Origin of the sequence: Bacillus cereus group sp. MYBK14-1, from assembly GCF_051916885.1 — a bacterium.
GTDB classification, from domain to species: Bacteria; Bacillota; Bacilli; order Bacillales; family Bacillaceae_G; genus Bacillus_A; species Bacillus_A cereus.
The window spans coordinates 129,447-154,687 of sequence record NZ_JBQAHM010000004.1 but is presented as its reverse complement, the minus strand read 5'-3'; the positions used below and the strand labels follow the sequence as shown (position 1 = coordinate 154,687).

The window sequence follows — 25,241 nt, the reverse complement described above, 5'->3', positions numbered from 1 at the left end:
ATAACTTCCTTTCAGAAGCTTTTTTTTGTTAGAACAATATCTTGGTAACTTGTATATTCATGTCTGCCGCACCATAAACCGTAATGCGGCTTATTGATTATTTCTAGGCCGTACTTATTCAATAGATTGCAAATATCTGTCTCAGGATAAGCAACTGCGAAATTCGGAATATCTTTATTTACAACGTAGCAATTTTCGATTCGATGATAAAAACCTAATGTACTTTGTCCTGCATTTAAATAATAGGATGATTCAGGGTTTATAAGAAAGAATGTAATGAAACATCTCCCGTCTTTTTTTAATACACGTACAATTTCAGATACGTAATGTTCTAATTCTTTTGGGAGAAGATGTGTAAATACAGAAGTTAAAAAGATAAAATCGAATGTTCCGTCTTCATAGGGAAAACGATATTGAGAGGCATCTTCTTTTCCTTCCGGATTATAGAATTGATTGTATATGTCAACATGTTCAAAGTGAAAATTATTACGCATAGTTGAAATGTTATTTTGACACCAAGTAATTCCATCTTTAAACAAATCAAATCCATAATACGCTCCATCATCATTTAAGTAATTCATTAATGGTACAGCCATTCGGCCGACACCGCAGCCTACATCTAATACTTTTTCATTTGATTTTAAAGCACCAATTTGAATAAAATGCTTTAGGAACTCTTTTCCAACCTTTTTGAAGTCGCCACCTACATATTGGACGAGTTCAGGAGGGGGGAGTAAAGTCATTTCTTTGTTAAGTTCACTCATGAGTATACCCCTTTCTTGTATGAGAAGATGCAGTAAATCTATTAATAAAATTTTCAATTTGTAGTGAGAGAATACAGGAAAACAATTGTTATATGTAAGGAGATTCCGAAAAAGAATACTTAATTGGATTAGAAGTGAGAGAAGAATGAGTGAAAATGGAATCTCCTATAGATTAAATCTTTTTTTATTCTTTTCTCCAATAAACGCCAAATACATCAATTTTAGTAATAGGGGCTTTTAAATTTCGTTGGTTTCTAAAGTCTGTCACAGCCTCAGCGCATGGCGGTAGCCCGTAGTCATCGATAATTATATAGCCACCTTTAGAAACTTTATCATATAAGTTCACGAGACCATCCATTGTGGATTCGTACATATCACCATCAAGCCGTGCAATTGCTATTTTTTCAATTGGTGCTGTTGGTAAAGTATCTTTAAACCAACCTTTTAAAAATTTCACTTGATCATTTAGTAAATCATATTTTTTGAAATTCTCTTGTACTTGTTCTAAAGAGACGCGTAAGTAATCGAATGTGTGTAAATAATCACCGTAATCTTTTGGATATTGTTCTAGATTCGGTGCTGGCAAACCTTCAAATGAATCTGCAACCCACACATTACGATCCGTAATGTTGTTTGCTTGTAAAAAACCATTCATAAAAATGCATGATCCTCCGCGCCATACACCTGTTTCAATAAAATCACCTTCTATATTTTCACGAACAACGGTTTCCATCGCCTCTTGTAATTGGTTCATACGTTCTCGACCAATCATGCTATGTGCTGCTCTTGGCCAATCCATTCCATCATGACGTTCACTTTTAGAAACATTTGGTTTTACAATTTTTAAGTTATGGTTTTCAGCATATTGCTTAATGAATAAAGGGAGGGGGACTGTAACTGGTTCGAATTCTAGTTCTTTTGAAATATGTAGAGATGCGGGTAAGTATGCCTCATATTCTAACCATATTTCAAATAAAATGGTCTTCTTTAGCAATTCGAGATAAAGCTGAACAGCAGATTTACTTTCCATATTTGTGCCTCCTGCAAAATGTCATACAACAATATGATTATGTAGATAGCGAATGTTTCATGATTGAATTTGAAATTGAAAAAGCAGTAAAACTGATATCAGTTTTACTGCTAAGTAAAAAATTAAGCGATTTTTTCAATAATAATAGATGCATTTGTACCAAGAGCTAATGATAGCCCAAGTCCTGTAACGATTACTTCAACTAATGATGGAGTTGTCGTAATTTGCGTAATTGCTTGAACAACGATAGGTGCTCCAACTGAGATTAAAGTAGCCCCAGTACCTGGTACAGATACCCCATTTACTTGGATTGTAAGCCCCCCTAATACACTTATTGCCGCAGTATATACGATAACAGTGATTTTATAGAATCCAGTTTCAGCAATAACGAAAGTATCAGCATCTAATTGAGAAATTGCTGTACCAAACTGAGATCCAACAGTATTAAATGGTACTGGAGCATTTAGTCCAAGATCTAAAGAAATTCCAGCGGAGTTAAATGCATACAATCCTGCTGGAAGTCCTAGTCCGGATGGTCCAGTCGGTCCAGTCGGTCCAGTAGCCCCAGTCGGTCCAGTAGCTCCAGTAGCTCCAGTGTCACCAGTCGGCCCTGTAGGTCCAGTAGCCCCAGTGTCACCAGTCGGCCCCGTAGGTCCAGTAGCCCCAGTGTCACCAGTCGGCCCCGTCGGTCCAGTAGCCCCAGTGTCACCAGTCGGCCCCGTAGGTCCAGTAGCCCCAGTGTCACCAGTCGGCCCCGTAGGTCCAGTAGTCCCAGTGCCACCAGTCGGTCCAGTCGGTCCAGTCGGCCCTGTAGGTCCAGTCGGCCCCGTAGGTCCAGTTGGCCCTGTAGGTCCAGTCGGCCCCGTAGGTCCAGTCGGTCCAGTCGGAAGGGTAAACGGTGGTATCGGTGGTAATGTAGGTCCTACAAGATTAGGGTCAAATGCACTAGCTGATAAAGATTCATCGGGATTTAATCCATTTGAATAATTATTATTTGACATAAATTCACCTCCATAAAGCGTTCATTATATAGTAGATGCAAAACCGAAAGAAAATGACACGGACATTTGAATTATTGAAAAGAAATCTTAAACTACTTGAACAATTTAAAAAAATGGAAAGTTTAGTATATGTATAACATATGATTGATTTGGAAGAGGGTGATTATGTTGAACAAGCAAGGAATTACAATTAGTTTATGTATGATTGTTCGAGATGAGGAGGAGACAATAGCCCGTTGTTTAGAAACAGTTGAAAAAATTGTGGATGAAATTATAGTAGTTGATACAGGTTCCGTCGATCGAACGAAAGAAATCGTAGAGAAATACACTTCTAACATATATGATTTCCAGTGGATTGATGATTTTGCAGCAGCAAGAAATTTTTCTTTTTCAAAAGCGACGCAAGAGTATATATTGTGGCTAGATGCAGATGATGTCTTATTAGAAGATGCTCAAGAAGCATTGAAACTTTTAAAAAGAGAATTAGATCCTAAAATTGATGCTGTTTCGATGCCTTATCATCTTGCAATGGATTCTAACGGGAAACCTTTATATTGTACAAAAAGAAATCGACTTGTAAAGCGTGAAAAACAATTTCAATGGTTTGGAAAGGTTCATGAGTATTTAGCTATTTCTGGTGAGGTTTTTAGTAGTAATGTTGCTATTACACATAAAAAAGAAAAAAAAGTAACAAATCGTAATTTGAAAATTTTTCAAAATACTGTAGCGGCAGGTGAAGAATTAAGTCCGAGAGATTTATTTTATTACGCAAATGAATCTACGGATAACCAAAAATATGATGATGCAGTTCTTCTATATGAAACATTTCTTAATCAAGACGAAGGATGGTATGAAGAGAAAATTTATGCATGTGGTAAGTTAGGAGATTGCTATGCAAAGCTCGGAATGTGGGAGAAGGCAATCGAATCTTGTGTGAAGTCGTTTCGGTATGACGTCCCTAGAGGAGAGAATTGTACAAGAATAGGATATATATATATGGAACAAGAAAAATATAATGAAGCGATATTTTGGTTTAAACTTGCTACGGAAGTACCAATGGCAACGGAAAGTCCTTTCCATAGTCCAGCTAGCTACACATGGCTACCCTATTTACAAATGTGTATTTGTTATAGCAGGTTAGGGGAGCAGGATAAAGCGTATTATTACAATGAATTAGCAGCTTCTTATGTTCCGAATAATGCTGCAATTGAATATAACCGTAAATATTTTCGGGGAGTTTTTGATAAACCATATAAAGTGTAATAGGTTTCGTTTTTTAGAAATGATTTATCGCTATTCTAACTCTAATAGATTGGTTATATATTAGAGTATCAGTAACGTAACCAATATAAATAAAAGATTTTATACTGCTATTTGCGGGCTAATAATCATTGGGGGATGAACAAAATCTGCACTTTATAGAATTCATATGAGATTTATATTTCTAATTCAATTTGCATAAGGAGTGTGTGAAATGAATCGCGAAAAAAGTTCTTTATATGAAGAAAAATCCGAGCATTATTATAATGCAGCGAATCCGAATTTATTAAAGCATATAAAAAAGGAATGGAAAGAAGTTCTTGATATTGGTTGTTCGAGCGGTGCATTGGGAGCAGCTATTAAAGAAAACGGTACACGTGTATCAGGAATAGAGGCATTTCCAGAGGCGGCAGAAAAAGCGAAGGAAAGACTAGATCATGTTATTTTAGGGGATATAGAAAAAATAGATCTTCCTTATGAGGAGGGGCAATTTGATTGCGTCCTATTTGGGGATGTATTAGAGCATTTATTTGATCCGTGGGCTGTGATTGAAAAGGTTAAGCCATATATAAAGCAAAATGGTGTGATTTTAGCAAGTATACCAAACGTTGCTCATATTTCAGTATTAGCTCCCTTACTTGCTGGAAATTGGACGTATACAGAATATGGTTTATTAGATAAAACACATATTCGTTTCTTTACATTCAATGAAATGCTAAGAATGTTTTTAAAAGCAGGATATTCAATTAGTAAAGTAGATCGTGTATATGTTGATCATAAAATGTATGAGCCGCTTATTGAGGAGTTATATGGAATTTGTAAAAAATATCGTCTTGGAAGTGGCTTCATGGCTGAGACAGTTGTATTTCAGTATATTATTGAAGCTGAAAAATCACAATTATGAGTGCTGCAGACAAAACAATATTATTTGTTACATGTATAAATGATCGGAAATTGTATGCAAACTGCGTGCGACATATATTGCAATTGTTAGTACCGCCAGGGTATATTGTCCAATTTATGCCGATTCGAAATGCGAAAAGTATGACGAGTGGATACAATCAAGCCATTTCGCATCCAGCGAAGTATAAAGTGTATTTACATCAAGATGTTTTTATTATAAATAGGGCTTTTTTATACGGATTACTTCAATTATTTGAGGAACATGAAAACCTTGGGATGATTGGGATGGTTGGAGCGCAATATGTTCCTCCGACTGGCGTATGGAACGAAGGGCGTGGAATTGTAGGGAAAGTCATTGGTTATATGAATGATTTGTTTTATATGGCAAGTTTAGAACAACCGTATCATGAATCAAAAACATTTATTCCTGTAGAATGTATTGATGGTTTATTAATGGCCACACAATATGATGTTCCGTGGCGAGAAGACTTATTTGACGGATTTGATTTTTATGATGTATCTCAATCATTTGAATTTAGAAAAGCAGGATATACAGTCGGTGTACCTGTACAGCGCGATGCTTGGTGTATCCATTATCATTTTGATGTGAATATGACGAACTATGAAAAGTATCGGAAAATATTTGTGGAACACTATATGTCAGATGTAAATAAGGAAGAATAAAAGGGGGGACAAAAATGAAAGATCATACAATATTAGTCGTTGTTTGTGTAAATAATGAGGAGCTTTTCAAACAATGTGAGAGCCAAATAAGAAACATTTTTGTTCCCCCTGGTTATGTCGTGCAAATTTTTCCGATACGAGATGCGCAAAGTATGGCAAGTGCATACAACCGAGCTCTTTCATATCCAGCGAAATACAAAGTGTATATACATCAAGATACATATCTTATTAATCGAGACATGTTTTCTACACTTATATCTCTTTTTAAAGAAAATGAAAAGCTTGGTTTAATAGGAGTCGCTGGGGCTCAGTTTTTACCGAATAACGGGATATGGTGGGAAGGAAAAAATTTAGTAGGGAAAGTGATTGAATATAGAAGACAGAATTATCAATTATTAAATTTAGATCAGGTTTTTTATGGTAATCAACCATTTTTGTCAGTTCAGGCAATTGATGGTTTATTCATGGCAACGCAGTATGATATTCCGTGGCGAGAAGATTTGTTTCAAGGGTTTCACTTTTATGATGTGTCACAGTCTTTAGAGTTTCAAAGGGCTGGTTATTTAATTGGTATCCCAAATCAAGCAAATTTATGGTGTATTCATTACAACGGGGATGAGTTTGATGCGGATACATATGAGAAGTACCGGAAAGTGTTTGTAGAACATTACAAAGATATATTATCTCCATCATAAAGGAGAGATGCAAAGTGAAAGGAATTATTTTAGCAGGTGGTACTGGATCGAGATTATATCCAATAACGAAAGTAACGAATAAACATTTACTTCCTGTTGGTCGGTATCCGATGATTTATCATGCGGTATATAAGCTAAAACAATGCGATATTACAGATATTATGATTATTACAGGTAAAGAGCATATGGGGGATGTTGTTAGCTTTTTAGGGAGTGGTCATGAATTTGGGGTTTCCTTTACGTATCGTGTGCAAGATAAAGCGGGCGGGATCGCACAGGCGTTAGGGCTTTGTGAAGATTTCGTCGGGAATGATCGTATGGTAGTTATATTAGGTGATAATATTTTTTCAGATGATATTCTTCCGTATGTTGAAGAGTTTGCAAATCAAAAAGAAGGTGCGAAAGTGCTATTGCAATCTGTAGAAGATCCCGAAAGATTTGGCGTAGCACATATTCAAAACCGAAAAATAGTTGAAATTGAAGAAAAGCCGAAAGAGCCGAAAAGTTCTTATGCGGTTACGGGAATTTATTTGTATGATTCGAAAGTCTTTTCTTATATTAAAGAATTAAAACCTTCTGCACGGGGAGAACTTGAAATTACAGATATAAATAATTGGTATTTAAAACGAGGGGTACTTACTTATAATGAAATGAACGGCTGGTGGACTGATGCGGGAACTCATGCTTCGCTTCAAAAGGCGAATACGTTAGCGCGTGATATTAATTTTGGGAAACAGTTTAACGGAGAATAGGTGAGAATATGAAAGTTGTAGAAACAAATTTTACCGATGCAAAATTGTTAGAACCGAGGTTGTTTGGAGACGAGCGTGGCTTTTTTTCAGAGAGTTATAATAAGCAGGTGCTAGAAACATTAGGGATAACGTATTCATTTGTACAGGATAACGTATCTTATTCGGCTAAGGCAGGAACGATTCGGGGACTACACTTTCAAAAAAAACCGAAAGCACAAACGAAACTCATTCAAGTTATGCAAGGGGCAATTTATGATGTTATCGTTGATTTACGAAAAAAATCACCAACATTTAAACAATGGAAAGGATATATTTTAAGTGCAGATAACCATCGGCAATTACTAGTGCCAAAAGGGTTTGCGCATGGATTTTGCACGCTTGTTCCGCATACTATCGTTATGTATAAAGTAGATGAATATTATAGCGCAGAGCATGACTCAGGATTACTTTGGGAAGATAAAGATTTAGCAATTCCTTGGCCAGTAACCGATCCTATATTGTCCGATAAGGATCAGATATTACCATTATTAGAGGAATATGAAGATAGTTTTTAAGTAGGAGCGTTGTTTATGAATATATTAGTAACAGGTGGGGCTGGATTTATTGGAAGTAATTTCGTTCATTACATGCTACAAAGTTATGAAACATATAAAATTATTAATTACGATGCATTAACATATAGCGGGAATTTAAATAACGTAAAATCTCTTCTGGATCACCCGAATTACTCTTTTGTAAAGGGAGAAATTCAAAATGGAGAGCTATTAGAACACGTTATAAAAGAGCGGGACGTACAAGTGATTGTAAATTTTGCAGCTGAATCACATGTGGACCGTAGTATTGAAAATCCGATTCCTTTTTATGATACAAATGTAATTGGGACGGTCACTTTATTAGAACTAGTTAAAAAATATTCGCATATAAAACTTGTGCAAGTATCAACGGATGAAGTGTATGGCTCTTTAGGAAAAACAGGGAAGTTCACAGAGAAAACGCCGTTAGCTCCAAATAGTCCATATTCTTCAAGTAAGGCGAGCGCGGACATGATAGCTCTATCTTACTATAAAACATATCAATTACCGGTTATAGTAACGCGTTGTTCTAACAATTATGGACCGTACCAGTATCCTGAAAAATTAATTCCATTAATGGTTACGAATGCACTAGAAGGAAAAAAACTACCGTTATATGGTGATGGTTTAAATGTAAGAGATTGGTTACATGTAACGGATCATTGCAGTGCGATTGACGTTGTTTTGCATAAGGGACGTGTCGGAGAAGTATATAATATAGGTGGAAATAATGAAAAAACAAATGTAGAAGTTGTGGAACAAATTATTACTCTTTTAGGAAAAACAAAAAAAGACATTGAATATGTTACAGATCGTTTAGGGCACGATCGTCGTTATGCGATTGATGCAGAGAAAATGAAGAATGAATTTGATTGGGAACCGAAATATACGTTTGAACAAGGATTACAAGAGACGGTGAAATGGTATGAAAAGAATAAGGAATGGTGGAAACCACTAAAAGACCAGTAAGGGGCATGTTAAATGAAAGAGAGGGTTATCATAACAGGAGCAAACGGTCAATTAGGAAAGCAACTATTTGAAGAGTTAGACTCTGAAGAATATGACATATATCCATTTGATAAAAAGTTATTAGATGTGACAAATATATCCCGAATACAACAAGTGGTACAAGAAATAAAACCACATATAATTATTCATTGTGCTGCCTATACGAAAGTAGATCATGCGGAGAAAGAACAGGATCTTGCATATAGAATAAATGCAATCGGAGCTCGAAATGTAGCGGTTGCTTCACAATTAGTAGGGGCGAAGCTAGTTTATATTAGTACTGATTATGTATTTCAAGGCGCCAGACCAGATGGATACGACGAATTTCATAGTCCAGCACCGATAAATATATATGGGGCCTCTAAGTATGCGGGGGAGCAGTTCGTCAAAGAGTTACATAATAAATATTTTATCGTTCGCACATCGTGGCTATATGGTAAATATGGGAATAATTTCGTGAAAACGATGATGCGATTAGGAAAAGAAAGAGATGAAATATCTGTTGTAGCGGATCAAATTGGCTCTCCTACGTATGTAGCGGATTTAAATATGGTTATTAATAAGCTCATTCATACTCCTTTATACGGTACATACCACGTATCAAACAGAGGTTCATGCTCTTGGTTTGAATTTGCACAAAAGATATTTTCGTACGCCAATATGAAAGTGAATGTATTACCTGTTTCAACGGAAGAATTCGGGGCTGCGGCTGCGAGACCCAAATATTCTATCTTTCAACATAACATGCTAAGATTAAATGGTTTTTCACAAATGCCGTCTTGGGAAGAAGGATTAGAGCGGTTTTTTATAGAAACCAAAAGTCATTAACAAATTTCTGTTAATGACTTTTTTGTTTGCCTTTAAGCGGTTTTATGGTACTATAATTATAGTATCAGGTACTAATAACAAGTATAAGTATTTCTGGGAGGATATATCATGGAACTATTACAAGGGAAAACATTTGTTGTTATGGGCGTTGCGAACCAAAGAAGTATTGCATGGGGAATAGCTCGCTCTTTGCATAATGCAGGTGCAAAATTAATATTCACATATGCAGGAGAACGTTTAGAAAGAAACGTTCGTGAATTAGCGGACACATTAGAAGGACAAGAATCACTTGTATTACCTTGTGATGTAACGAATGATGAGGAACTTACAGCTTGCTTTGAAACAATTAAACAAGAAGTAGGTACTATTCACGGTGTAGCACATTGTATTGCTTTTGCAAATCGCGATGACTTAAAAGGTGAATTTGTAGATACTTCTCGCGATGGATTTTTACTTGCACAAAATATTAGTGCATTCTCTTTAACAGCTGTAGCAAGAGAAGCAAAAAAAGTAATGACAGAAGGCGGAAATATTTTAACGTTAACATATCTTGGCGGCGAGCGCGTTGTGAAAAATTATAACGTTATGGGTGTTGCGAAAGCTTCATTAGAAGCGAGCGTGAAATATTTAGCGAACGATTTAGGTCAACACGGTATTCGTGTTAACGCTATTTCTGCAGGACCAATTCGTACGTTATCTGCAAAAGGTGTAGGCGATTTCAACTCAATCTTAAGAGAAATTGAGGAGCGCGCACCACTTCGTCGTACAACAACGCAAGAAGAAGTTGGCGATACAGCAGTATTCCTATTCAGTGATTTAGCACGCGGTGTAACAGGAGAAAACATTCATGTTGATTCAGGGTATCATATCCTAGGATAAATATAATATTAATTTTTAAAGGACAATCTCTAAATGCTGAGATTGTCCTTTTTATTTGTTCTGAGAAAGAACGATTTTTAACGAAAGTTCTTACCACGTGATGAATATAACTATAATAGTACACGATTTATTTAGCTACGTATGGAAGTGGGAGGGACGAGTGTGAAGAATAAAAATAAAAGTTCAACAGTTGGAAAACCGTTGTTATATATCACGCAAGTAAGTTTAGAACTTGCTGCACCGAAAATAAAAAGGATTATCCTGACAAACTTTGAAAATGAAGATCAAAAAGAGAAAAGTAATAGACAAGAAAATATTGTAAGTAGTGCTGTGGAAGAGGTAATAGAACAAGAACAACAAGAAGAGCAGCAAGTGGAAGAAAAAATAGAAGAAAAAGAAGAACAAGAAGAGCAAGAAGAGCAAGAACCAGAACCAGTAAGAACTGTCCCGTATAATAAATCATTTAAGGATATGAATAATGATGAAAAAATTCATTTTTTACTAAACCGCCCTCATTACATTCCGAAAGTAAGGTGCAGAATAAAAACAGCTACAGTCTCATATGTTGGATCGATCATATCGTATCGGAATGGCATTGTATCTATTATGCCGCAAAATAGTATGAGAGATATTAGGCTGTCTATAGATGATATCCAATCGATTAGTATGGCCGGTTTTTAAATATGTAAAGGTGGTAGAAAGCTTCTACCACCCCAATAGTTTTTTAGTTTACTTTACGATAGAAACGTCGCGTAAGCATTGAATCGCACAGAAACAGCTTAAATCAACAGTAATGCAAGTAGTTGTAGATATTAATCTTGCATTTGGTACAGCTAAAAACGTACAAATTGGATCGTCACCAGGTGGTACCGGAGAACTGTCACCTAAAACTACAGTTAATACACGTAGTACAGCACAGCTATCGTCATCTACACTTTCCACACGGAAAATTGGAGAACGGCAGCTAGTAAGGCTTGATGATGGTGCAAATGCTTCAAAAGGTTCTCCAGTTTTTGTGTATAAAATAAAAGGGCGTGTATTAGCTACTGATGCAGTATTGTGTGCACCTAAGAATGGGATTTCACAACCAGATCCACATGTTGTTGTAGAACAATCTTGTAATTCATTGATGAATTTTACAACGTCAACTACACAATGAGAAGAGCCATGGTGTTTATTTTCGTTACAACTCATTAATGTCACTCCTTATCTTCTTGTTTGTATTTACATTAATAAGATATTGGAGTCGAGGAGATTTGGTCACAATCTCAAGACCTTTTTTTTTAAATAGGCGAAAGAGGATAAGGGAAGGTGGAATCATGCTGTTTACAAGCTGGCTTTTATTTTTTATTTTTGCGTTAGCTGCTTTTAGGCTCACTCGTTTAATTGTTTATGATAAAATTACAGCCTTTTTGCGAAGACCATTTATTGATGAATTAGAGATTACGGAGCCGGATGGAAGTGTATCAACGTTTACAAAAGTGAAAGGTAAAGGATTAAGAAAGTGGATTGGCGAATTGTTAATCTGTTATTGGTGTACAGGTGTATGGGTTAGTGCTTTTTTATTAGTCTTATATAATTGGATTCCTATCGTTGCAGAACCGTTACTTGCATTATTAGCTATTGCAGGAGCAGCAGCAATCATTGAAACGATTACAGGATATTTTATGGGAGAATAATATATTTTCATAATACGAGAAAAAGCGGAGTTTAAAAGAATGAGGGAACGGAAATAAAGAGTTGTTCATATAGTAAATAGACAGAATTGACAGTAGAGGAGATGTTTGCTGTGAGCAATAATCCAAGGCAAAATTCATATGACCTGCAGCAGTGGTATCATATACAGCAACAACACCAAGCACAACAACAGGCATATCAAGAACAATTACAACAACAAGGATTTGTGAAGAAAAAGGGATGCAATTGTGGGAAAAAGAAGAACACAATAAAACAATATGAAGAATGAAACACTCATGCTACTGTGAGTGTTTTTTATTATATATAAAAAGCGGTATTTCTGTATTAGAAATACCGCTTTTTACTAGCTAATTTGTGCAACTGTTAATGCTGCAGCACGAATGTCTACAGTTCCAATTAACTGAACTGGCACAATTTGAATTAAGTCACCAGGATTTAAGTTAATAAGAATAACACCGCTGGATACGTCTACTTCACCAGTACCAATAACGTTAGAACGAACTGCTGTACCTGATCCAGGAATAATGTTAGCTGGTGTATTTAATGATAAGAAGAAACGACCAGCTTCTGGTGCAACAGGTGAGTTATCAAGACTAATTGTTAATGTATAACTGATTTGATAAATACCAGCTCGTAGAATTCGAATGCCATCTCCGACACTTACTGTATCATTTATTACAGGAACAGTAATATTTGGGTTTGGACTTACGCTAGGTAATAATAGTGGTGTAAATAGTGAAGCAAACTGAGGTGCAGACGCGTTGAAAGCAAAACCAAAGGCAGGTAGTGTACTAGCTGGCTTCGCCTCGCAATCGATTTTAGTAAATTCGCAATCAGAAGAGAACATGTTTTTCACTCCTTTATCTGTTTCTACTTTCAGTTAATGAAAAGGACAGGTTCTATGTTCTAGACAAGTTCCCAATTTTAAGAAATTTACATAAGAATACTCTTTAAGCATGGATTGGGTGGCAGAATTATCTGCCACCCAATCCATGCTTAACTCATTATTTAGTTTTAAATAGAAACATCGCGTAAGCATTGAATAGCGCAGAAGCAACTTAAATCAACAGTAATGCAAGTGGAGGTTGATATTAGTCTTGCATTTGGTACAGCTAAAAACGTACAGATTGGGTCGTCACCAGGTGGTACAGCGGTACCATCACCTAAAACTACAGTTAATACACGCAATACAGCACAGTCATCATCATCTATACTTTCTACGCGGAAAATGGGAGATCTGCAGCTAGTAAGGCTTGAAGATGGTGCAAATGCTTCAAAAGGTTCTCCAGTTTTTGTGTATAAAATAAAAGGACGTGTATTCGCTACTGATGCATTGTTATGTGCACCTAAAAATGGAACTTCGCAACCAGATCCACATGTTGTCGTTGCACATTCTTGTAGTTCATGTATAAAACGAACAACATTCGATACACAGTTGAAATCACACTCATGTTGATGATCTTCATTACAATTGCAGCTCATTATGTTCACTCCTTCTCGTGAGTTCTGACATACACTATTACAATATGAGTGGAATATGGCTGATATTACGTTAATTCTCACGATAAAAACAAGGAATTTATATAGGAGGGATGTACATAACGTGATATAAAAAAAAGACATCCTTATTTAGTGGATGTCTTTTCAGGTAAATCTTTTCGCACAGTATATAAAAAACGAGATATATCTAATTTCTTTCCTCTGAAAAATTGCGGAGAAGAAATATAAAGTTCTTCTTTCGCACGTGTAATGGCGACATACAGTAATCGGCGTTCTTCTTCTAACGCTTCAGAAGTTTCCGTAACACGATCATTTGCATCTTTTAAAGAAGAAGTGTGGGGCAGGATTCCATCACTCGCTCCAAGTAAAAAGACACATGGAAATTCAAGGCCTTTTGCGTTATGGATTGACATAAGTGAAACGGCATCTTTTTGCGGCATTGTTTTTAATGCTTCCATTTCTTTTTGACCTTGAATCGCCTCGTCAATAAATTGTAAATAAGCTGGAATATCGGTGAAACGAGTTGCAGACTCCAGTAATTCTTCCAACATTTCTTCTTGTATGTCTTTATGCATCGTAAAGGAAGAACGATCGTTACTTTGTAAGTACTCTAAATATTTTCCTTTACCATGAATGATTTCTTTTAATGCTTTTTTCGGTTCTAATTCTTTAATAAACTTAATAAAATCGATGCGCTCATTTACCTTTTTCACTTGAAAAGGTTTTAAGCTTGGATTTAATAGTAAGAAATGAAGAAGAGAAGGGAAGCGCCCCTCACCATATTTCCATTGTTCACGTTCAATAAATGAAATACAATCATCACGTCCGATATACATCGTCGGCAATATGTTTGAAAGTGATTCTAGTCGAAACGGCTCAATCACGAGTCTTAAATGATCTAATACAGGCTTAATTAAAGAATGTTCATAAAATGATTGGCTCGCCCCGTGTTTAATAAACGGGATTTTATGAATGGTAAGCTGATCAAGTAACGAACGACTTACAGAATGTGTGCGATACAGTAAACAAAAATCTTTATAGTTTCGGTCACCGCTATCTACTTTTTCTTGAATGAGCTGCAAAATTTGATTTGCTTCATCAAGAGTCGTAGCAGGTCTTGCATAAAAAGGTTGTACACCCTCCTCACGAACGGAGTATAGCTCTTTATCAAAACGTTCTTGATTTAATTTTATAACTTCATTTCCAAGCCCGACGATAAAGGGATTGGATCGATAATTCGTATTTAGTGCAATGATTGTTGTGTTATCAAATTCTTTTGGAAAAGATAAAATAATTTGGTGACTTGCCCCTCGCCAGCCATAAATTGCTTGATCATCATCACCTGCGATGAACAAATTATTTCTTGGCGTGGCTAACAATTTTACAATTTCATATTGTGCATAGGATGTATCTTGAAACTCATCTACTTCAATGTAGTGAAACCGTTGTTGTAATTGAGTTAGTAAAGGAGCATTATTTTCTAACATGTAATATGTTTCCAATAAGATGTCATCGAAATCAATATAATTGTATCGTTGTTTTACCTCTTCAAAACGTTCATATACTTCTTTAAATTCTTGTTCCACTGGTGTTTTCGCTTTTACATCTTTCGGACGATTTAATTTGTTTTTCTCAAGTGAAATCATCGCGAGCATCGTTTCCGCATCATAATCGTCTTTTAAACGCAATTCTTTTAAGATTTTCTTTATCATAATTTGTTTATGTTTTTCATTTGCTAAAATTTGCTGATTATAACCTTGACTACGAAGTAATTTTAAGAACACAGAGTGGAATGTACCAGCAACAACGTAGCTACTTGCTGCATGATTCATACCTGGTAACTTCGCAACACGACTTCGGATTTCTTCAGCTGCTTTTTGTGTAAATGTAAGTAATAAAATATTTCGTGGATGAACTTGTTTTACATTTACTAAATAACCAACGCGAGTTGTTAAAACCGATGTTTTCCCGCTTCCAGCACCAGCTAGTGTAAGAACAGGACCTTCTGTTGTGCGCACGGCTTCTAATTGTTTTTCGTTTAAAAAAACATTTTGTTGTTCAAGAGCGCGGAAATAAGCCGCGTCTACATCTTCTTCCATAATTAAATGGGTAGATGTTTTCGGAATATGATATGTCGCACGCGGAATATCAGCGTGTGTTAACGATTTTTGTGAAAATTTTTCTTGTGTCATATGTTCACCTTCAAAACTATAGCATCAACATTTAACTTTAGCGGAAGAAAAAGAAAATAGCAATGTAAAAAACAGGAGGGGTCACCTCCTGTTTTCAAATTACAATTTTTTTATCATTACAACGTGCGGGATATTTGCTTCCATAAATACATCAGAACTTGTTACATATCCAAGTTTTTTATAGAAATCTTCAGCATGTGTTTGAGCGTGAAGTTTCAATTTTGGTAGCGAATTTTCTTTTGCATACGCTTCAAGAGAATCCATAACAATTTTTCCAATCCCTTTTTTGCGATGGGAATTTAGCACGCAAATGCGTTCCATTTTTCCTATACCATCAAGGATGCGAAAACGTCCAGCACCAACTGGAACATCATTGTCATATATAACAACGTGTGTTGAAGTTTCTTCAAACTCATCGTACTCTTCTTCAGCAGAGACACGTTGTTCATTTACAAACACTTGTTTACGTACAGAGAATGCATCTCTTAGTTGTTCGTCCGTTTGTACAATCTGTGCGTGCAAATTAGTTGTTCCCCTTTCCAAGACGGAATGTTTCGTGTACAGTCCATGTTCCATTTTCTAATTGATATAGAAGATGGAAACGATCAATTGGTTGTTCGTAATAGAAATCTTTCATACGTAATCGGCCCAACACATCAGCATGCTCTGCATCTGATAAGCCTTGTCCGATTGTTAAATGAGGTACGAAAGCATATTCGCGTTCTTGCGTGAATAACCCGCTATGCATTTCTTCATTTAAGAAAGTAAGTTCAGGTGTTTTTTCTACTTTAAAGTAAAGGACGTTATTAACAGGTGCGAAAGAACCAACTTTCCCAACATGAAGGGTGAAAGGGTTCGTTTTACTTGCGATTGTATGTAACTCGTTTACAATCGACTCTAATTGTTCATCTTGCGCCTCAAAGGGTGTTTTCAATGTAATATGTGGCGGAACTAATGCGTAGTGCGGGTCATAACGTTTACGCAATCCGTTCGCTTTATCTTGAATCATTTTAGATGGAAAAATTACAATGCCTAATTTCATGTTCCAATTCCTCCCTTTGTAAGTCTAGTTAGATTTTGAGATAAATAAATCTCTTTATCTATTATATCAAATTATTCTGAATACTGCTCTCTATTATTTCATTGATAGAATATGAGAGAAGGCTTTCGGTAAATCAGTCTGCCAATATTTCCAAGTATGATTGCCTTCAAATTCCTCGTAATGCGTGATGAAGTTTCTATCTGTAAGAAGCGTATTTAACTCACGGTTCGGCCCTACGAAATCAGATACTTGTCCATCAGTACGCTTTACAGCCGTTTCTTCTGTACCGATGACGTGATACAGTTCTAACGCCTGTGGATCTTTGAATTCTTTTGCTAAGTTCATCACTGTTTCATCCACAAATGGTGATTGCATAACGACTTTACCGAATGTATGCGGATACATAAGTGCAGTCATAAAGGAAACTGTTCCGCCAAGAGAATCACCAATTAAAACACGACCTTTTCCCATTTGATACGTTGGATAATTTTCATCAATATATGGTGCAAGTTCATGAGCAAGGAAACGAATATATGCAGCATTTTTCACTTCATTTGGGAAATATTTTTCTTTACGATCATGTACATTTTTATATGGAATACCGACAATAATTGTACGGTCAATTTCTTCGGTTTCACGAAGGCGCTCAATTACACGGTGCGCTTTACCGAGCTGAAAATAATCTCTACCATCTTGTGCAATTACAACTGTATGTTTGTGCAGTGGTGTGTAATTTACTGGTAAATAAACGAGAAGTGTAACATCTTCTTGAAGTGATGCGCTATAAAATGAAATTTCTTCAATTCTCCCTATTGTTTGACTCATGTAGATCCCCCTAAATAAAAATTTACTGTAACGATTGTAAGAGCGACGCTTGTAGTGAAAAGGAAAGAAATATTCACTAATTGGTGCCTTAATTTCTATTTTACCATAATGGTACGAAGAATCTAAAAAATTAGTATTTAAGTTACGAAAGAAAACGGATATAATGAAGTGGGATTTTTGACAGGTGAGAGGGGAGACAGGATTTGAAACAAGAAAAATCAATCGCACTACCATTGGCTATTTCTATAATTGCCATTTCCTTTGCAGCAGTTTTTGTAAAGATGTCCTCAGCACCATCTTCAATATTAAGTATGTACCGCTTATGGATTATCGTACTTATTATGCTGCCTATCGTATGGAAAAAAAGAGAGGAATTTAATAGGATTCAAATGAAAGATTGGGGCTTTTTAATTGGATCTGGTTTCTTTTTAGCACTTCATTTTCTTTTATGGTTTGAATCTTTAAAGCATACAACAGTTGCTAGTTCAACAATTATTTTGGCGCTTCAACCAATCGTATCTTTAGTTGGAGGTTTTTTTCTATTTAAAGAAAGAACAACATATTCAGCCATTGCAACGATGGGAATCGCTATTTTAGGAGTAATGTGCATTGGTTGGGGAGATTTAGGTTTAAGTAAGCAAGCAATTTATGGTGACATATTATCCTTTCTAAGTGTAATAGCGGTTGTCGGTTATTTATTTATTGGGCAAACGACAGTGAAGAAAGTATCGCACTGGATTTATAGCTTTACAGTCTTTGCGTTCGCAGGTCTTTTTATGGGGATTTATAATGTCATATTACAAGTACCCTTTACAGGTTATACGAAGTGGGATTGGACTGTTTTTCTTTTACTTGCGGTTGTGCCGACAGTGTCACATGTAATTAATAACTGGCTATTAAATTATGTAAATGCAACGACAATTTCAATGAGTATTTTAGGAGAACCTGTTGGAGCATCTATACTTGCGTTCTTCTTACTTGGAGAAAAATTAAATGCAATGCAAATTATCGGTAGCATGCTCGTATTGTTTGGTGTATCTGTTTTCTTACTACAGCAACAAAAGCGAACAGCAAAAAATGTCGTAAACGAGCCGGTGTATACACAGGAATTATAGTGTTAGGGGAGAAAAGAGAAGTTGTGATACTTCTCTTTTTGTTTTATAGAAATACGGGTGTAGAAGGGGGAGGAAAATGGAATTTCCATCAAAAAAAGCTGTATGGTTACATCCAATTTTTTTATTGTTGCAGGCGTCTGTTTTGCTCCTATATTTGCAGGGAGAGAATATTTTCTTTTTCTTTTTACAATTCCATTAGCAATGTTGTTTAGCTGGAGTTGGTTTTTGGCAAAATATATTGCCCGGGAAGAAACAATTAAGATTAGATCGGATCTCGTTACAAAACGTATATTTATAAGAGATATAAATCAAATTTCAAATACGAAAAATCCAATAGCAGCTCATGCATTATCATTTGACCGACTTGAAATTGTTTACGATACACATAAAACAGAAATTATTTCTCCAAGAAATAAAGAACAATTTATTAACCTTGTAAAAAGTAAAAACTCAAATATTGAAATCAAGTAAAAGAGTGGCTATGAAGCCACTCTTTTACTTTGGATTTGTCATATAAGGTTGTACATGAATGACACATAGGTCACGAAATTTGCCTTCAGCAGTTGTGACAATTACGACTGCTTTACCTGCACTTTTTCCAGTAATCGTTACGGTGTCACCTTTTGGATATATGGTGATGATATCAGAATTCATATTTGACCAAATAAGCTCTTTATTCGTTGCTTGTATTGGTAAAATGGAAGCTGCTAACACAATGTTTTGTCCCGTTTTTATTTTTAATTTATGTTTTTCCATATGAACACCGATGACTGAAATAACAGAAGGAGCAATTGAAATTTTAGGCGGGTTAGGTTGCATGTTTAAACAAGACGCAGAAGTATTTGTGATAGGTGAAAATTTTCGTGTTTGTTGTTGCTGGAAAGCTGCTAACATGTTGGAGTCCCCTTTCTGTATAAGTGCTGATACTCATACTATAAAGGAGTAGTGTTATGTTAAATTTAACGAAACATAAAGAATTTGTTAAATTTGATAAGAAGATTGTCGAACTGTAAAAAATCTCTGCTGTTATGATAACAGCAGAGATTTTTTTATAAATTATGACGATGTTGTTTTTCGAAATCCTCAAATTGCTCTTCAACTTCTTTTGAAGGTTGTGTTAGTAAACTAACAATTACGATGGCTAGTAAACTAATAGCGAAACCTGGAATCATTTCATATAAGAAATCTTTTAAGAATTTGAATTGAGTCCATATAATAACAGTAGCGGCACCAGAAATCATACCGGCAAGTGCGCCCCATTTCGTCATACGTTTCCAATATAAGCTTAATAAAATAGCAGGTCCAAATGAAGAACCGAACCCAGCCCAAGCGTATCCAACAAGAGCTAAAATTGTATCATTTTGTTTAAACGCTAAAGCGCATCCAACTAATGCAATAACAAGTACAGCCATACGACCGACAAATACAAGCTCTTTATCAGAGGCAGAGCGTTTAAAGAATGTACGATATAAGTCTTCCGTTACTGCACTTGAAGTAACAAGTAACTGAGATGAGATTGTACTCATAATCGCTGCTAAAATAGCGGCTAATAAGAATCCAGTAATAAGTGGATGGAATAAAATTTTTCCTAGTTCAAGGAAAATTGTTTCTGGGTTAGATAATGTTAACTCTTGTTGTGAATAGTAAGCAATACCGATAAGACCAGTAAACATAGCTCCGACAACAGAGAAAATCATCCAGCTCATACCAATTCTTCGTGCGCTTTTCAATTCTTTTACGGACGAAATCGCCATAAAGCGTACGATAATATGAGGTTGTCCAACATAACCAAGCCCCCATGCGAATAAAGAAATCATTCCTAAAGTAGAGGCCCCTTTAAAAATATCTAAACGTGTTGGATCTACAGAGCGGATTGTATCAAATGCAGGTCCAAGTCCATTCGAATTCATAATTGTTACGATAGGAACAAGAATAAGAGCGACTACCATAATGATTCCTTGCACGAAGTCTGTCCAACTTACTGCTAAGAACCCACCAAATAATGTGTAAGCTACAACAACGCCTGCAACAATGAATAATCCAACGTGGTAGTTCATACCAAATGAATTTTCAAATAATACAGCGCCTGAAACTAATCCTGAAGCTACATAGAAAGTAAAGAAAATCATAATAACAAGTCCAGATACTAAACGTAGCATATGAGATTTGTCGTGGAAACGGTGTTCCAAAAATTCTGGAATAGTAATAGAGTTATTTGCAATTTCTGAGTAGGTACGTAAGCGAGGAGCAACATAAAGCCAGTTTGCGTATGCGCCTAGTGTTAGGCCGATCGCAATCCAACTACTACTTAATCCAACGCTAAACATTGCACCTGGTAATCCCATTAAAAGCCAACCACTCATATCGGATGCTCCAGCACTTAATGCCGTTACTGCGGGGCCTAGTGTACGCCCGCCAAGCATATAATCTGTTAAGTTGGACGTTCGTTTATAGGCGAAATAGCCGATTACTAACATCCCGAGCATGTAAATAGAGATTGAAGTTAAAGTTAACATCTGCGTACTCATGAAGTTCCCCCTCCTTTTGTCATGTCTTTTGATGCGTTAATACCTGATTGATTCAACTAATAATCAGTGGGGATGAACACCCCCCACTGATTAAAGTTTCACTTTATAATCTATCATGATTATTCTGAAAAATCCATATAGAAATATGAATTTTCAGAAATGTAAGCGTTTTTTGATGTCATTTTACTTTTTTAATATATAATATTCATACAAAAAACCTTATTTTTAATAGAGTATTTATTATATTTACATAAAAAGAGGTTGTTTTGTCAATATAATATTGAAAGGAAAGAAAAATAAAATTTTTGAAAAAGTATTGACTTGTGAAAAAAGTCAGGTCTATAATGAGTGCAACTTAAAAAAATGCAAGCGTTGATGAAGAAGAGTACACATGATGAACATGTCAGAGAGCTGATGGTTGGTGCGAATCAGTATGGAATTGATGTGGAATGGGCTTCGGAGCTTCCAAACCGAAACGAAAGAAGTAGGCTTTGGCGACATGATCTCATCGATACAAGAGACACGTATTGTTTTTGATACGGTAAAGTGCGTTACATTTGTAACGAATTAAGGTGGCACCACGGGAGTACCCGTCCTTTCTATAGGATGAGTACTCCCTTTTTGTGTATAAAAAATTAAATAAATGAAATCGTTTAAGTAAGAAGAGTACGTATATTGGAGACGTTACAGAGAGCCGGGAATAGGTGGGAGCCCGGTACGGTGCCATATACGGAATGGGCTTACGAGAGGTATGCTGAACAATTTTTTTCAGTAGGCAACCCGGGTTCCGCCGTTACAAGGATAAGGTATAAATTTTGTACCTGAACAAAGCGGGATGCTTTTGCATCCAACACGAGGTGGTACCGCGGTATATTTATCGTCCTCTACATATTTTCGATATGTAGAGGACTTTTTTATTTTTCAGGGCGAGGTGAAGGACATGATGACGAAAGAAGAATTTATAAAACAAAAAAGAGAGAGAAAGACATTTTTAGTAATTACTGAAGAAGAAGGGGATAGCATTACGCCAATTTCTTTATATAGACGTATGAAAGGGAAGAAGAAATTCTTATTAGAAAGTTCACAGCTTCATCAAGATAAAGGGCGTTATTCTTACTTAGGATGTAATCCTTATGGAGAAGTGAAAAGCGTTGGTACGGAAGTGGAACGAACGATTTACGGCCGGGCAGAAAAGTTACAAGGTAACGTACTGCAAGTGTTAGAAGAAGTAATCGTACCATCACAAGTAGACAGTCCATTTCCATTTTGCGGAGGAGCAGTTGGTTATATTGGATATGATGTCATTCGGCAGTATGAAAACATTGGAGCGGATTTACACGACTTATTAAATATTCCGGAAGTACACCTTTTACTATATCGTGAGTTTATCGTTTACGATCATTTACGCCAAAAGTTGTCGTTTGTATATGTATGTAGGCAAGATGATTCAGCAGATTATGAAGAAGTATACGAAAGGCTACGAGTATACAAAGAGGAAGTGCTACAAGGAGAAGAAGCTGAAGTAAATCCAATACAATCCCCATTATCATTTACTTCTTCTATAACGGAAAAAGAGTTTTGTGAGATGGTAGAAATGGCGAAAGAATATATAAGAGCGGGAGACATATTCCAAGTTGTACTGTCACAGCGTTTACAAAGTGAATGTATTGGTGATCCATTCGCGTTATATCGAAAACTTCGAATTGCAAATCCATCACCATATATGTTCTATATCGATTTTCAAGATTATGTTGTACTCGGTTCTTCGCCGGAAAGTTTACTATCAGTAAGGGAGGATAAAGTGATGACGAATCCAATTGCTGGTACAAGGCCGAGGGGGAAAACGAAGAGGGAAGATGAGGAAATCGCAAAAGAACTGTTAGGCAATGAGAAAGAGCGAGCAGAGCATATGATGCTTGTAGATCTTGGGCGAAACGATATTGGTAGAGTGAGTGAAATCGGCTCGGTTACGATAGATAAATATATGAAAGTAGAAAAATATTCTCACGTTATGCACATTGTATCCGAAGTTTACGGAACATTGCAAAAACAAATGGGCGGATTTGATGCGTTAGCGTATTGCTTACCAGCAGGGACGGTTTCTGGAGCTCCGAAAATTAGAGCGATGGAAATTATAAATGAACTAGAGAATGAAAAAAGAAATGTATACGCTGGTGCAGTTGGATACGTTAGTTTTTCAGGAAATCTTGATATGGCGCTCGCCATTCGAACGATGGTCGTAAAGGATGAAAAAGCATACGTTCAGGCAGGAGCAGGAGTCGTTTACGATTCAGATCCAGTAGCTGAATATGAAGAAACATTAAATAAAGCGAGGGCGCTTTTGGAGGTAATGAAATGATTGTACTTATCGATAATTACGATTCGTTCACATATAACTTGTATCAACTGTTAGGCGAACATGAAGAAGAAATTGTAGTTGTAAGAAATGATGAAATAACGATAGAACAGTTAGAAGAGGTGAATCCAAGAGGAATTGTACTTTCACCAGGACCAGGAAAACCAGAGGATGCTGGCATTTGTATCGACGTCATCCGTCATTTTTATAAGAACGTTCCCATATTAGGGATTTGTCTTGGCCACCAAGCGATCATAGCTGCATTTGGAGGAGACATTGTTAGAGCAGAATGTATTAAACATGGAAAAACATCGCGTGTGAAACATAACGGAACGTCAATCTTTTCATACGCTACACAGCCGCTAACGGCAATGCGCTATCATTCCCTTGTTGCAGAGCAAACGAGCTTGCCAGAGTGTTTTGACATATTAGCGACAGCGATGGACGACGGAGAGATAATGGCAGTCCGTCACAATTATTATCCGCTCTTCGGATTACAGTTTCATCCGGAATCAATCGCAACAGAAGAAGGCGGAAAGTTAATACGTGCCTTTTTAACAGAAATAAAAGAGGAGGAAAGAGTATGAATAACTATCTTCGTAAATTAGTGGAGGGTCAACATTTAACAGAAGAGGAAATGTATAAAGCAGGACTACTTTTATTAAGTGAAAACATATTAGAAAGTGAAATTGCAGCTTTCTTAGTCTTACTGAAAGCGAAAGGTGAAACTGCAGAAGAAATATACGGTCTCGTTCGAGCTCTTCGCGAAAAGGCATTGCCGTTTTCGAACCATATACAAGGAGCAATGGACAATTGCGGGACGGGTGGTGACGGTGCTCAAACGTTTAATATTAGCACAACATCAGCATTCGTACTGGCAGGAGCAGGTGTAAAGGTTGCAAAACATGGTAATCGTGCTGTTTCTAGTAAAACAGGAAGTGCAGACTTATTAGAAGAACTAGGTGTAAATATTAGTAGTACGCCAAACGAAATTGATTATTTACTAGAGCATGTGGGCATTGCATTTTTATTTGCACCAGTGATGCATCCAGCACTAAGGCGCATTATGAAAATAAGAAAAGAGTTAAACGTGCCGACGATCTTTAATTTAATTGGTCCTTTAACAAATCCAGTGAATTTAGAAACACAATTTGTCGGTATTTATAAACGAGATATGTTATTACCAGTTGCAGAAGTATTACAAAAGTTAGGCCGGAAACAAGCGCTTGTCGTAAATGGAAGTGGTTTTTTAGATGAAGCGTCATTACAAGGGGAAAATCACGTAGTCCTTTTAAAAGATAATGAAATAGTAGAAATGAGTATTGATCCAGAAAAGTATGGTTTTTCAAGAGTGAAAAATGAAGAAATTAGAGGGGGGAATTCAAAAGAAAATGCAAAGATTACGCTTGAAGTATTGAGCGGAGAAAAGAGTGTTTATCGTGATACCGTTTTATTAAATGCAGGTCTAGCTCTTTTCGCAAATGGAAAAACGGAAACGATTGAAGAAGGAATTAAACTCGCGGCACATAGCATTGACTCTGGAAAAGCATTAAGCAAATTAAACTTATTAATTGCAGCAAGCAACGAAAAATTAGAAAGGGTGAACTAA

At 36.3% G+C, this 25,241-nt stretch carries 28 protein-coding genes, 1 pseudogene and 2 other annotated features; of the genes and pseudogenes, 17 read left to right on the top strand and 12 right to left on the bottom strand.

Translation table 11 applies throughout. The features are described from left to right. Nucleotides 1-11 precede the first annotated feature (11 nt). The 3 genes from ACTFR3_RS13700 to ACTFR3_RS13690 all read right to left on the bottom strand — a co-directional run bounded on the left by ACTFR3_RS13700 (nucleotide 12) and on the right by ACTFR3_RS13690 (nucleotide 2,795). On the bottom strand, nucleotides 12-764 hold the full coding sequence (locus tag ACTFR3_RS13700; protein WP_001292843.1) for a class I SAM-dependent methyltransferase: 753 nt from the start codon (nucleotides 762-764) through the stop codon (nucleotides 12-14). Between the two features lie 184 nt (nucleotides 765-948). Next, the gene (locus ACTFR3_RS13695; protein ID WP_000444381.1) at nucleotides 949-1,794 is read right to left on the bottom strand and encodes a TylF/MycF family methyltransferase; all 846 of its coding nucleotides are present in this window, start codon (nucleotides 1,792-1,794) and stop codon (nucleotides 949-951) included. A 122-nt stretch (nucleotides 1,795-1,916) separates the two neighbouring features. Further along, nucleotides 1,917-2,795 (bottom strand): BclA C-terminal domain-containing protein, encoded by an 879-nt coding sequence (locus tag ACTFR3_RS13690; protein ID WP_086402115.1) that lies wholly within the window; start codon nucleotides 2,793-2,795, stop codon nucleotides 1,917-1,919. Between the two features lie 165 nt (nucleotides 2,796-2,960). Here ACTFR3_RS13690 and ACTFR3_RS13685 point away from each other — a divergent pair, with 165 nt between their 5' ends. The 10 genes from ACTFR3_RS13685 (at nucleotide 2,961) to ACTFR3_RS13640 (ending at nucleotide 11,057) form a co-directional block, all read left to right on the top strand. Continuing rightward, a complete protein-coding gene (locus ACTFR3_RS13685) occupies nucleotides 2,961-4,058 on the top strand; it encodes a glycosyltransferase (protein ID WP_000932913.1) in 1,098 nt (365 codons plus the stop codon). Nucleotides 4,059-4,269: 211 nt separating this feature from the next. Next, nucleotides 4,270-4,959, top strand: a complete 690-nt coding sequence (locus ACTFR3_RS13680) for a class I SAM-dependent methyltransferase (protein ID WP_001078432.1) — start codon at nucleotides 4,270-4,272, stop codon at nucleotides 4,957-4,959. Further along, complete coding sequence (locus tag ACTFR3_RS13675) at nucleotides 4,956-5,642, top strand: glycosyltransferase family protein (protein WP_001271188.1); 687 nt, start codon at nucleotides 4,956-4,958, stop codon at nucleotides 5,640-5,642. Before ACTFR3_RS13680 ends, ACTFR3_RS13675 begins: the two co-directional genes overlap by 4 nt. Before the next feature lie 14 nt (nucleotides 5,643-5,656). Beyond that, nucleotides 5,657-6,337 (top strand): glycosyltransferase family protein, encoded by a 681-nt coding sequence (locus ACTFR3_RS13670; RefSeq protein ID WP_000651524.1) that lies wholly within the window; start codon nucleotides 5,657-5,659, stop codon nucleotides 6,335-6,337. A 14-nt stretch (nucleotides 6,338-6,351) separates the two neighbouring features. Continuing rightward, nucleotides 6,352-7,089, top strand: a complete 738-nt coding sequence (locus tag ACTFR3_RS13665) for a sugar phosphate nucleotidyltransferase (RefSeq protein WP_000676157.1) — start codon at nucleotides 6,352-6,354, stop codon at nucleotides 7,087-7,089. Between the two features lie 8 nt (nucleotides 7,090-7,097). Further along, entirely contained in the window at nucleotides 7,098-7,643 is a 546-nt protein-coding gene (rfbC, locus tag ACTFR3_RS13660) for a dTDP-4-dehydrorhamnose 3,5-epimerase (protein ID WP_000869415.1), read from the top strand. Between the two features lie 15 nt (nucleotides 7,644-7,658). Then, nucleotides 7,659-8,630, top strand: coding sequence for a dTDP-glucose 4,6-dehydratase (gene rfbB / locus ACTFR3_RS13655; RefSeq protein WP_001024161.1), 972 nt, complete (start codon nucleotides 7,659-7,661; stop codon nucleotides 8,628-8,630). Nucleotides 8,631-8,642: 12 nt separating this feature from the next. Then, nucleotides 8,643-9,497 (top strand): dTDP-4-dehydrorhamnose reductase, encoded by an 855-nt coding sequence (gene rfbD, locus ACTFR3_RS13650; protein WP_000664651.1) that lies wholly within the window; start codon nucleotides 8,643-8,645, stop codon nucleotides 9,495-9,497. A gap of 108 nt (nucleotides 9,498-9,605) precedes the next feature. Next, a complete protein-coding gene (gene fabI / locus ACTFR3_RS13645) occupies nucleotides 9,606-10,376 on the top strand; it encodes an enoyl-ACP reductase FabI (protein WP_000421886.1) in 771 nt (256 codons plus the stop codon). A gap of 141 nt (nucleotides 10,377-10,517) precedes the next feature. Then, the gene (locus tag ACTFR3_RS13640; RefSeq protein WP_075677572.1) at nucleotides 10,518-11,057 is read left to right on the top strand and encodes a spore coat CotO family protein; all 540 of its coding nucleotides are present in this window, start codon (nucleotides 10,518-10,520) and stop codon (nucleotides 11,055-11,057) included. 48 nt (nucleotides 11,058-11,105) lie between these two features. On the opposite strand, the gene exsY is transcribed toward ACTFR3_RS13640, so the two are convergent. Further along, entirely contained in the window at nucleotides 11,106-11,570 is a 465-nt protein-coding gene (gene exsY / locus ACTFR3_RS13635) for an exosporium assembly protein ExsY (protein WP_001277744.1), read from the bottom strand. Between the two features lie 125 nt (nucleotides 11,571-11,695). Between exsY and ACTFR3_RS13630 the strand changes: the two genes are divergently transcribed. Next, a complete protein-coding gene (locus ACTFR3_RS13630) occupies nucleotides 11,696-12,055 on the top strand; it encodes a DUF1360 domain-containing protein (protein ID WP_440044479.1) in 360 nt (119 codons plus the stop codon). A 101-nt stretch (nucleotides 12,056-12,156) separates the two neighbouring features. Continuing rightward, nucleotides 12,157-12,342 carry a hypothetical protein gene (locus tag ACTFR3_RS13625; RefSeq protein ID WP_029948404.1) on the top strand — a complete coding sequence of 62 codons (186 nt, stop codon included), beginning with the start codon at nucleotides 12,157-12,159 and terminating at the stop codon, nucleotides 12,340-12,342. A gap of 75 nt (nucleotides 12,343-12,417) precedes the next feature. Here ACTFR3_RS13625 and exsF read toward each other — a convergent pair whose 3' ends face one another. The 6 genes from exsF to ACTFR3_RS13595 all read right to left on the bottom strand — a co-directional run bounded on the left by exsF (nucleotide 12,418) and on the right by ACTFR3_RS13595 (nucleotide 17,633). After that, entirely contained in the window at nucleotides 12,418-12,921 is a 504-nt protein-coding gene (gene exsF / locus ACTFR3_RS13620) for an exosporium protein ExsF (RefSeq protein ID WP_000492939.1), read from the bottom strand. Between the two features lie 167 nt (nucleotides 12,922-13,088). Beyond that, a complete protein-coding gene (gene cotY / locus ACTFR3_RS13615) occupies nucleotides 13,089-13,556 on the bottom strand; it encodes a spore coat protein CotY (RefSeq protein WP_001277719.1) in 468 nt (155 codons plus the stop codon). A gap of 143 nt (nucleotides 13,557-13,699) precedes the next feature. Then, nucleotides 13,700-15,766, bottom strand: coding sequence for an ATP-dependent helicase (locus ACTFR3_RS13610; RefSeq protein WP_000191197.1), 2,067 nt, complete (start codon nucleotides 15,764-15,766; stop codon nucleotides 13,700-13,702). A 99-nt stretch (nucleotides 15,767-15,865) separates the two neighbouring features. Continuing rightward, nucleotides 15,866-16,288 carry a GNAT family N-acetyltransferase gene (locus tag ACTFR3_RS13605; RefSeq protein WP_000543296.1) on the bottom strand — a complete coding sequence of 141 codons (423 nt, stop codon included), beginning with the start codon at nucleotides 16,286-16,288 and terminating at the stop codon, nucleotides 15,866-15,868. Nucleotide 16,289: 1 nt separating this feature from the next. Continuing rightward, nucleotides 16,290-16,808: a YjcG family protein gene (locus ACTFR3_RS13600; RefSeq protein ID WP_000765863.1), complete on the bottom strand. Its 519-nt coding sequence runs from the start codon at nucleotides 16,806-16,808 to the stop codon at nucleotides 16,290-16,292. 93 nt (nucleotides 16,809-16,901) lie between these two features. Further along, nucleotides 16,902-17,633 carry an alpha/beta hydrolase gene (locus tag ACTFR3_RS13595; RefSeq protein ID WP_000084013.1) on the bottom strand — a complete coding sequence of 244 codons (732 nt, stop codon included), beginning with the start codon at nucleotides 17,631-17,633 and terminating at the stop codon, nucleotides 16,902-16,904. A gap of 203 nt (nucleotides 17,634-17,836) precedes the next feature. Between ACTFR3_RS13595 and ACTFR3_RS13590 the strand changes: the two genes are divergently transcribed. Both ACTFR3_RS13590 and ACTFR3_RS13585 read left to right on the top strand, forming a co-directional pair. After that, nucleotides 17,837-18,748, top strand: coding sequence for a DMT family transporter (locus tag ACTFR3_RS13590; protein WP_000806939.1), 912 nt, complete (start codon nucleotides 17,837-17,839; stop codon nucleotides 18,746-18,748). A gap of 76 nt (nucleotides 18,749-18,824) precedes the next feature. Beyond that, nucleotides 18,825-19,219, top strand: a pseudogene (locus tag ACTFR3_RS13585) (PH domain-containing protein). 24 nt (nucleotides 19,220-19,243) lie between these two features. On the opposite strand, the gene ACTFR3_RS13580 reads toward ACTFR3_RS13585, so the two are convergent. Continuing rightward, nucleotides 19,244-19,642, bottom strand: a complete 399-nt coding sequence (locus ACTFR3_RS13580; RefSeq protein ID WP_000878730.1) for an Ig-like domain-containing protein — start codon at nucleotides 19,640-19,642, stop codon at nucleotides 19,244-19,246. 155 nt (nucleotides 19,643-19,797) lie between these two features. Next, entirely contained in the window at nucleotides 19,798-21,276 is a 1,479-nt protein-coding gene (putP, locus tag ACTFR3_RS13575; protein WP_000107210.1) for a sodium/proline symporter PutP, read from the bottom strand. Between the two features lie 363 nt (nucleotides 21,277-21,639). Next, nucleotides 21,640-21,877, top strand: a binding site (T-box leader). 42 nt (nucleotides 21,878-21,919) lie between these two features. Then, nucleotides 21,920-22,164: a binding site (T-box leader), on the top strand. A gap of 52 nt (nucleotides 22,165-22,216) precedes the next feature. On the opposite strand from putP, the gene trpE reads away from it, so the two are divergent. The 3 genes from trpE to trpD are packed head-to-tail and all read left to right on the top strand — an operon-like array spanning nucleotide 22,217 to nucleotide 25,241. Further along, nucleotides 22,217-23,635: an anthranilate synthase component I gene (trpE, locus tag ACTFR3_RS13570; RefSeq protein ID WP_071741037.1), complete on the top strand. Its 1,419-nt coding sequence runs from the start codon at nucleotides 22,217-22,219 to the stop codon at nucleotides 23,633-23,635. Next, entirely contained in the window at nucleotides 23,632-24,219 is a 588-nt protein-coding gene (locus ACTFR3_RS13565; RefSeq protein ID WP_000636322.1) for an aminodeoxychorismate/anthranilate synthase component II, read from the top strand. The genes trpE and ACTFR3_RS13565 overlap by 4 nt, the downstream gene beginning before the upstream one ends. After that, nucleotides 24,216-25,241 carry an anthranilate phosphoribosyltransferase gene (gene trpD, locus ACTFR3_RS13560; RefSeq protein WP_071741038.1) on the top strand — a complete coding sequence of 342 codons (1,026 nt, stop codon included), beginning with the start codon at nucleotides 24,216-24,218 and terminating at the stop codon, nucleotides 25,239-25,241. Before ACTFR3_RS13565 ends, trpD begins: the two co-directional genes overlap by 4 nt.

Excerpts from the sequence above, each read along its gene's own strand:
- ACTFR3_RS13700 (WP_001292843.1), bottom strand. The coding sequence starts at position 764 with ATGAGTGAACTTAACAAAGAAATGACTTTACTCCCCCCTCCTGAACTC.
- ACTFR3_RS13695 (WP_000444381.1), bottom strand. The coding sequence starts at position 1,794 with ATGGAAAGTAAATCTGCTGTTCAGCTTTATCTCGAATTGCTAAAGAAG.
- ACTFR3_RS13690 (WP_086402115.1), bottom strand. The coding sequence starts at position 2,795 with ATGTCAAATAATAATTATTCAAATGGATTAAATCCCGATGAATCTTTA.
- ACTFR3_RS13685 (WP_000932913.1), top strand. The coding sequence starts at position 2,961 with ATGTTGAACAAGCAAGGAATTACAATTAGTTTATGTATGATTGTTCGA.
- ACTFR3_RS13680 (WP_001078432.1), top strand. The coding sequence starts at position 4,270 with ATGAATCGCGAAAAAAGTTCTTTATATGAAGAAAAATCCGAGCATTAT.
- ACTFR3_RS13675 (WP_001271188.1), top strand. The coding sequence starts at position 4,956 with ATGAGTGCTGCAGACAAAACAATATTATTTGTTACATGTATAAATGAT.
- ACTFR3_RS13670 (WP_000651524.1), top strand. The coding sequence starts at position 5,657 with ATGAAAGATCATACAATATTAGTCGTTGTTTGTGTAAATAATGAGGAG.
- rfbC (WP_000869415.1), top strand. The coding sequence starts at position 7,098 with ATGAAAGTTGTAGAAACAAATTTTACCGATGCAAAATTGTTAGAACCG.
- rfbB (WP_001024161.1), top strand. The coding sequence starts at position 7,659 with ATGAATATATTAGTAACAGGTGGGGCTGGATTTATTGGAAGTAATTTC.
- rfbD (WP_000664651.1), top strand. The coding sequence starts at position 8,643 with ATGAAAGAGAGGGTTATCATAACAGGAGCAAACGGTCAATTAGGAAAG.
- fabI (WP_000421886.1), top strand. The coding sequence starts at position 9,606 with ATGGAACTATTACAAGGGAAAACATTTGTTGTTATGGGCGTTGCGAAC.
- ACTFR3_RS13640 (WP_075677572.1), top strand. The coding sequence starts at position 10,518 with ATGGAAGTGGGAGGGACGAGTGTGAAGAATAAAAATAAAAGTTCAACA.
- exsY (WP_001277744.1), bottom strand. The coding sequence starts at position 11,570 with ATGAGTTGTAACGAAAATAAACACCATGGCTCTTCTCATTGTGTAGTT.
- ACTFR3_RS13630 (WP_440044479.1), top strand. The coding sequence starts at position 11,696 with ATGCTGTTTACAAGCTGGCTTTTATTTTTTATTTTTGCGTTAGCTGCT.
- ACTFR3_RS13625 (WP_029948404.1), top strand. The coding sequence starts at position 12,157 with ATGTTTGCTGTGAGCAATAATCCAAGGCAAAATTCATATGACCTGCAG.
- exsF (WP_000492939.1), bottom strand. The coding sequence starts at position 12,921 with ATGTTCTCTTCTGATTGCGAATTTACTAAAATCGATTGCGAGGCGAAG.
- cotY (WP_001277719.1), bottom strand. The coding sequence starts at position 13,556 with ATGAGCTGCAATTGTAATGAAGATCATCAACATGAGTGTGATTTCAAC.
- ACTFR3_RS13610 (WP_000191197.1), bottom strand. The coding sequence starts at position 15,766 with ATGACACAAGAAAAATTTTCACAAAAATCGTTAACACACGCTGATATT.
- ACTFR3_RS13600 (WP_000765863.1), bottom strand. The coding sequence starts at position 16,808 with ATGAAATTAGGCATTGTAATTTTTCCATCTAAAATGATTCAAGATAAA.
- ACTFR3_RS13595 (WP_000084013.1), bottom strand. The coding sequence starts at position 17,633 with ATGAGTCAAACAATAGGGAGAATTGAAGAAATTTCATTTTATAGCGCA.
- ACTFR3_RS13580 (WP_000878730.1), bottom strand. The coding sequence starts at position 19,642 with ATGTTAGCAGCTTTCCAGCAACAACAAACACGAAAATTTTCACCTATC.
- putP (WP_000107210.1), bottom strand. The coding sequence starts at position 21,276 with ATGAGTACGCAGATGTTAACTTTAACTTCAATCTCTATTTACATGCTC.
- trpE (WP_071741037.1), top strand. The coding sequence starts at position 22,217 with ATGATGACGAAAGAAGAATTTATAAAACAAAAAAGAGAGAGAAAGACA.
- ACTFR3_RS13565 (WP_000636322.1), top strand. The coding sequence starts at position 23,632 with ATGATTGTACTTATCGATAATTACGATTCGTTCACATATAACTTGTAT.
- trpD (WP_071741038.1), top strand. The coding sequence starts at position 24,216 with ATGAATAACTATCTTCGTAAATTAGTGGAGGGTCAACATTTAACAGAA.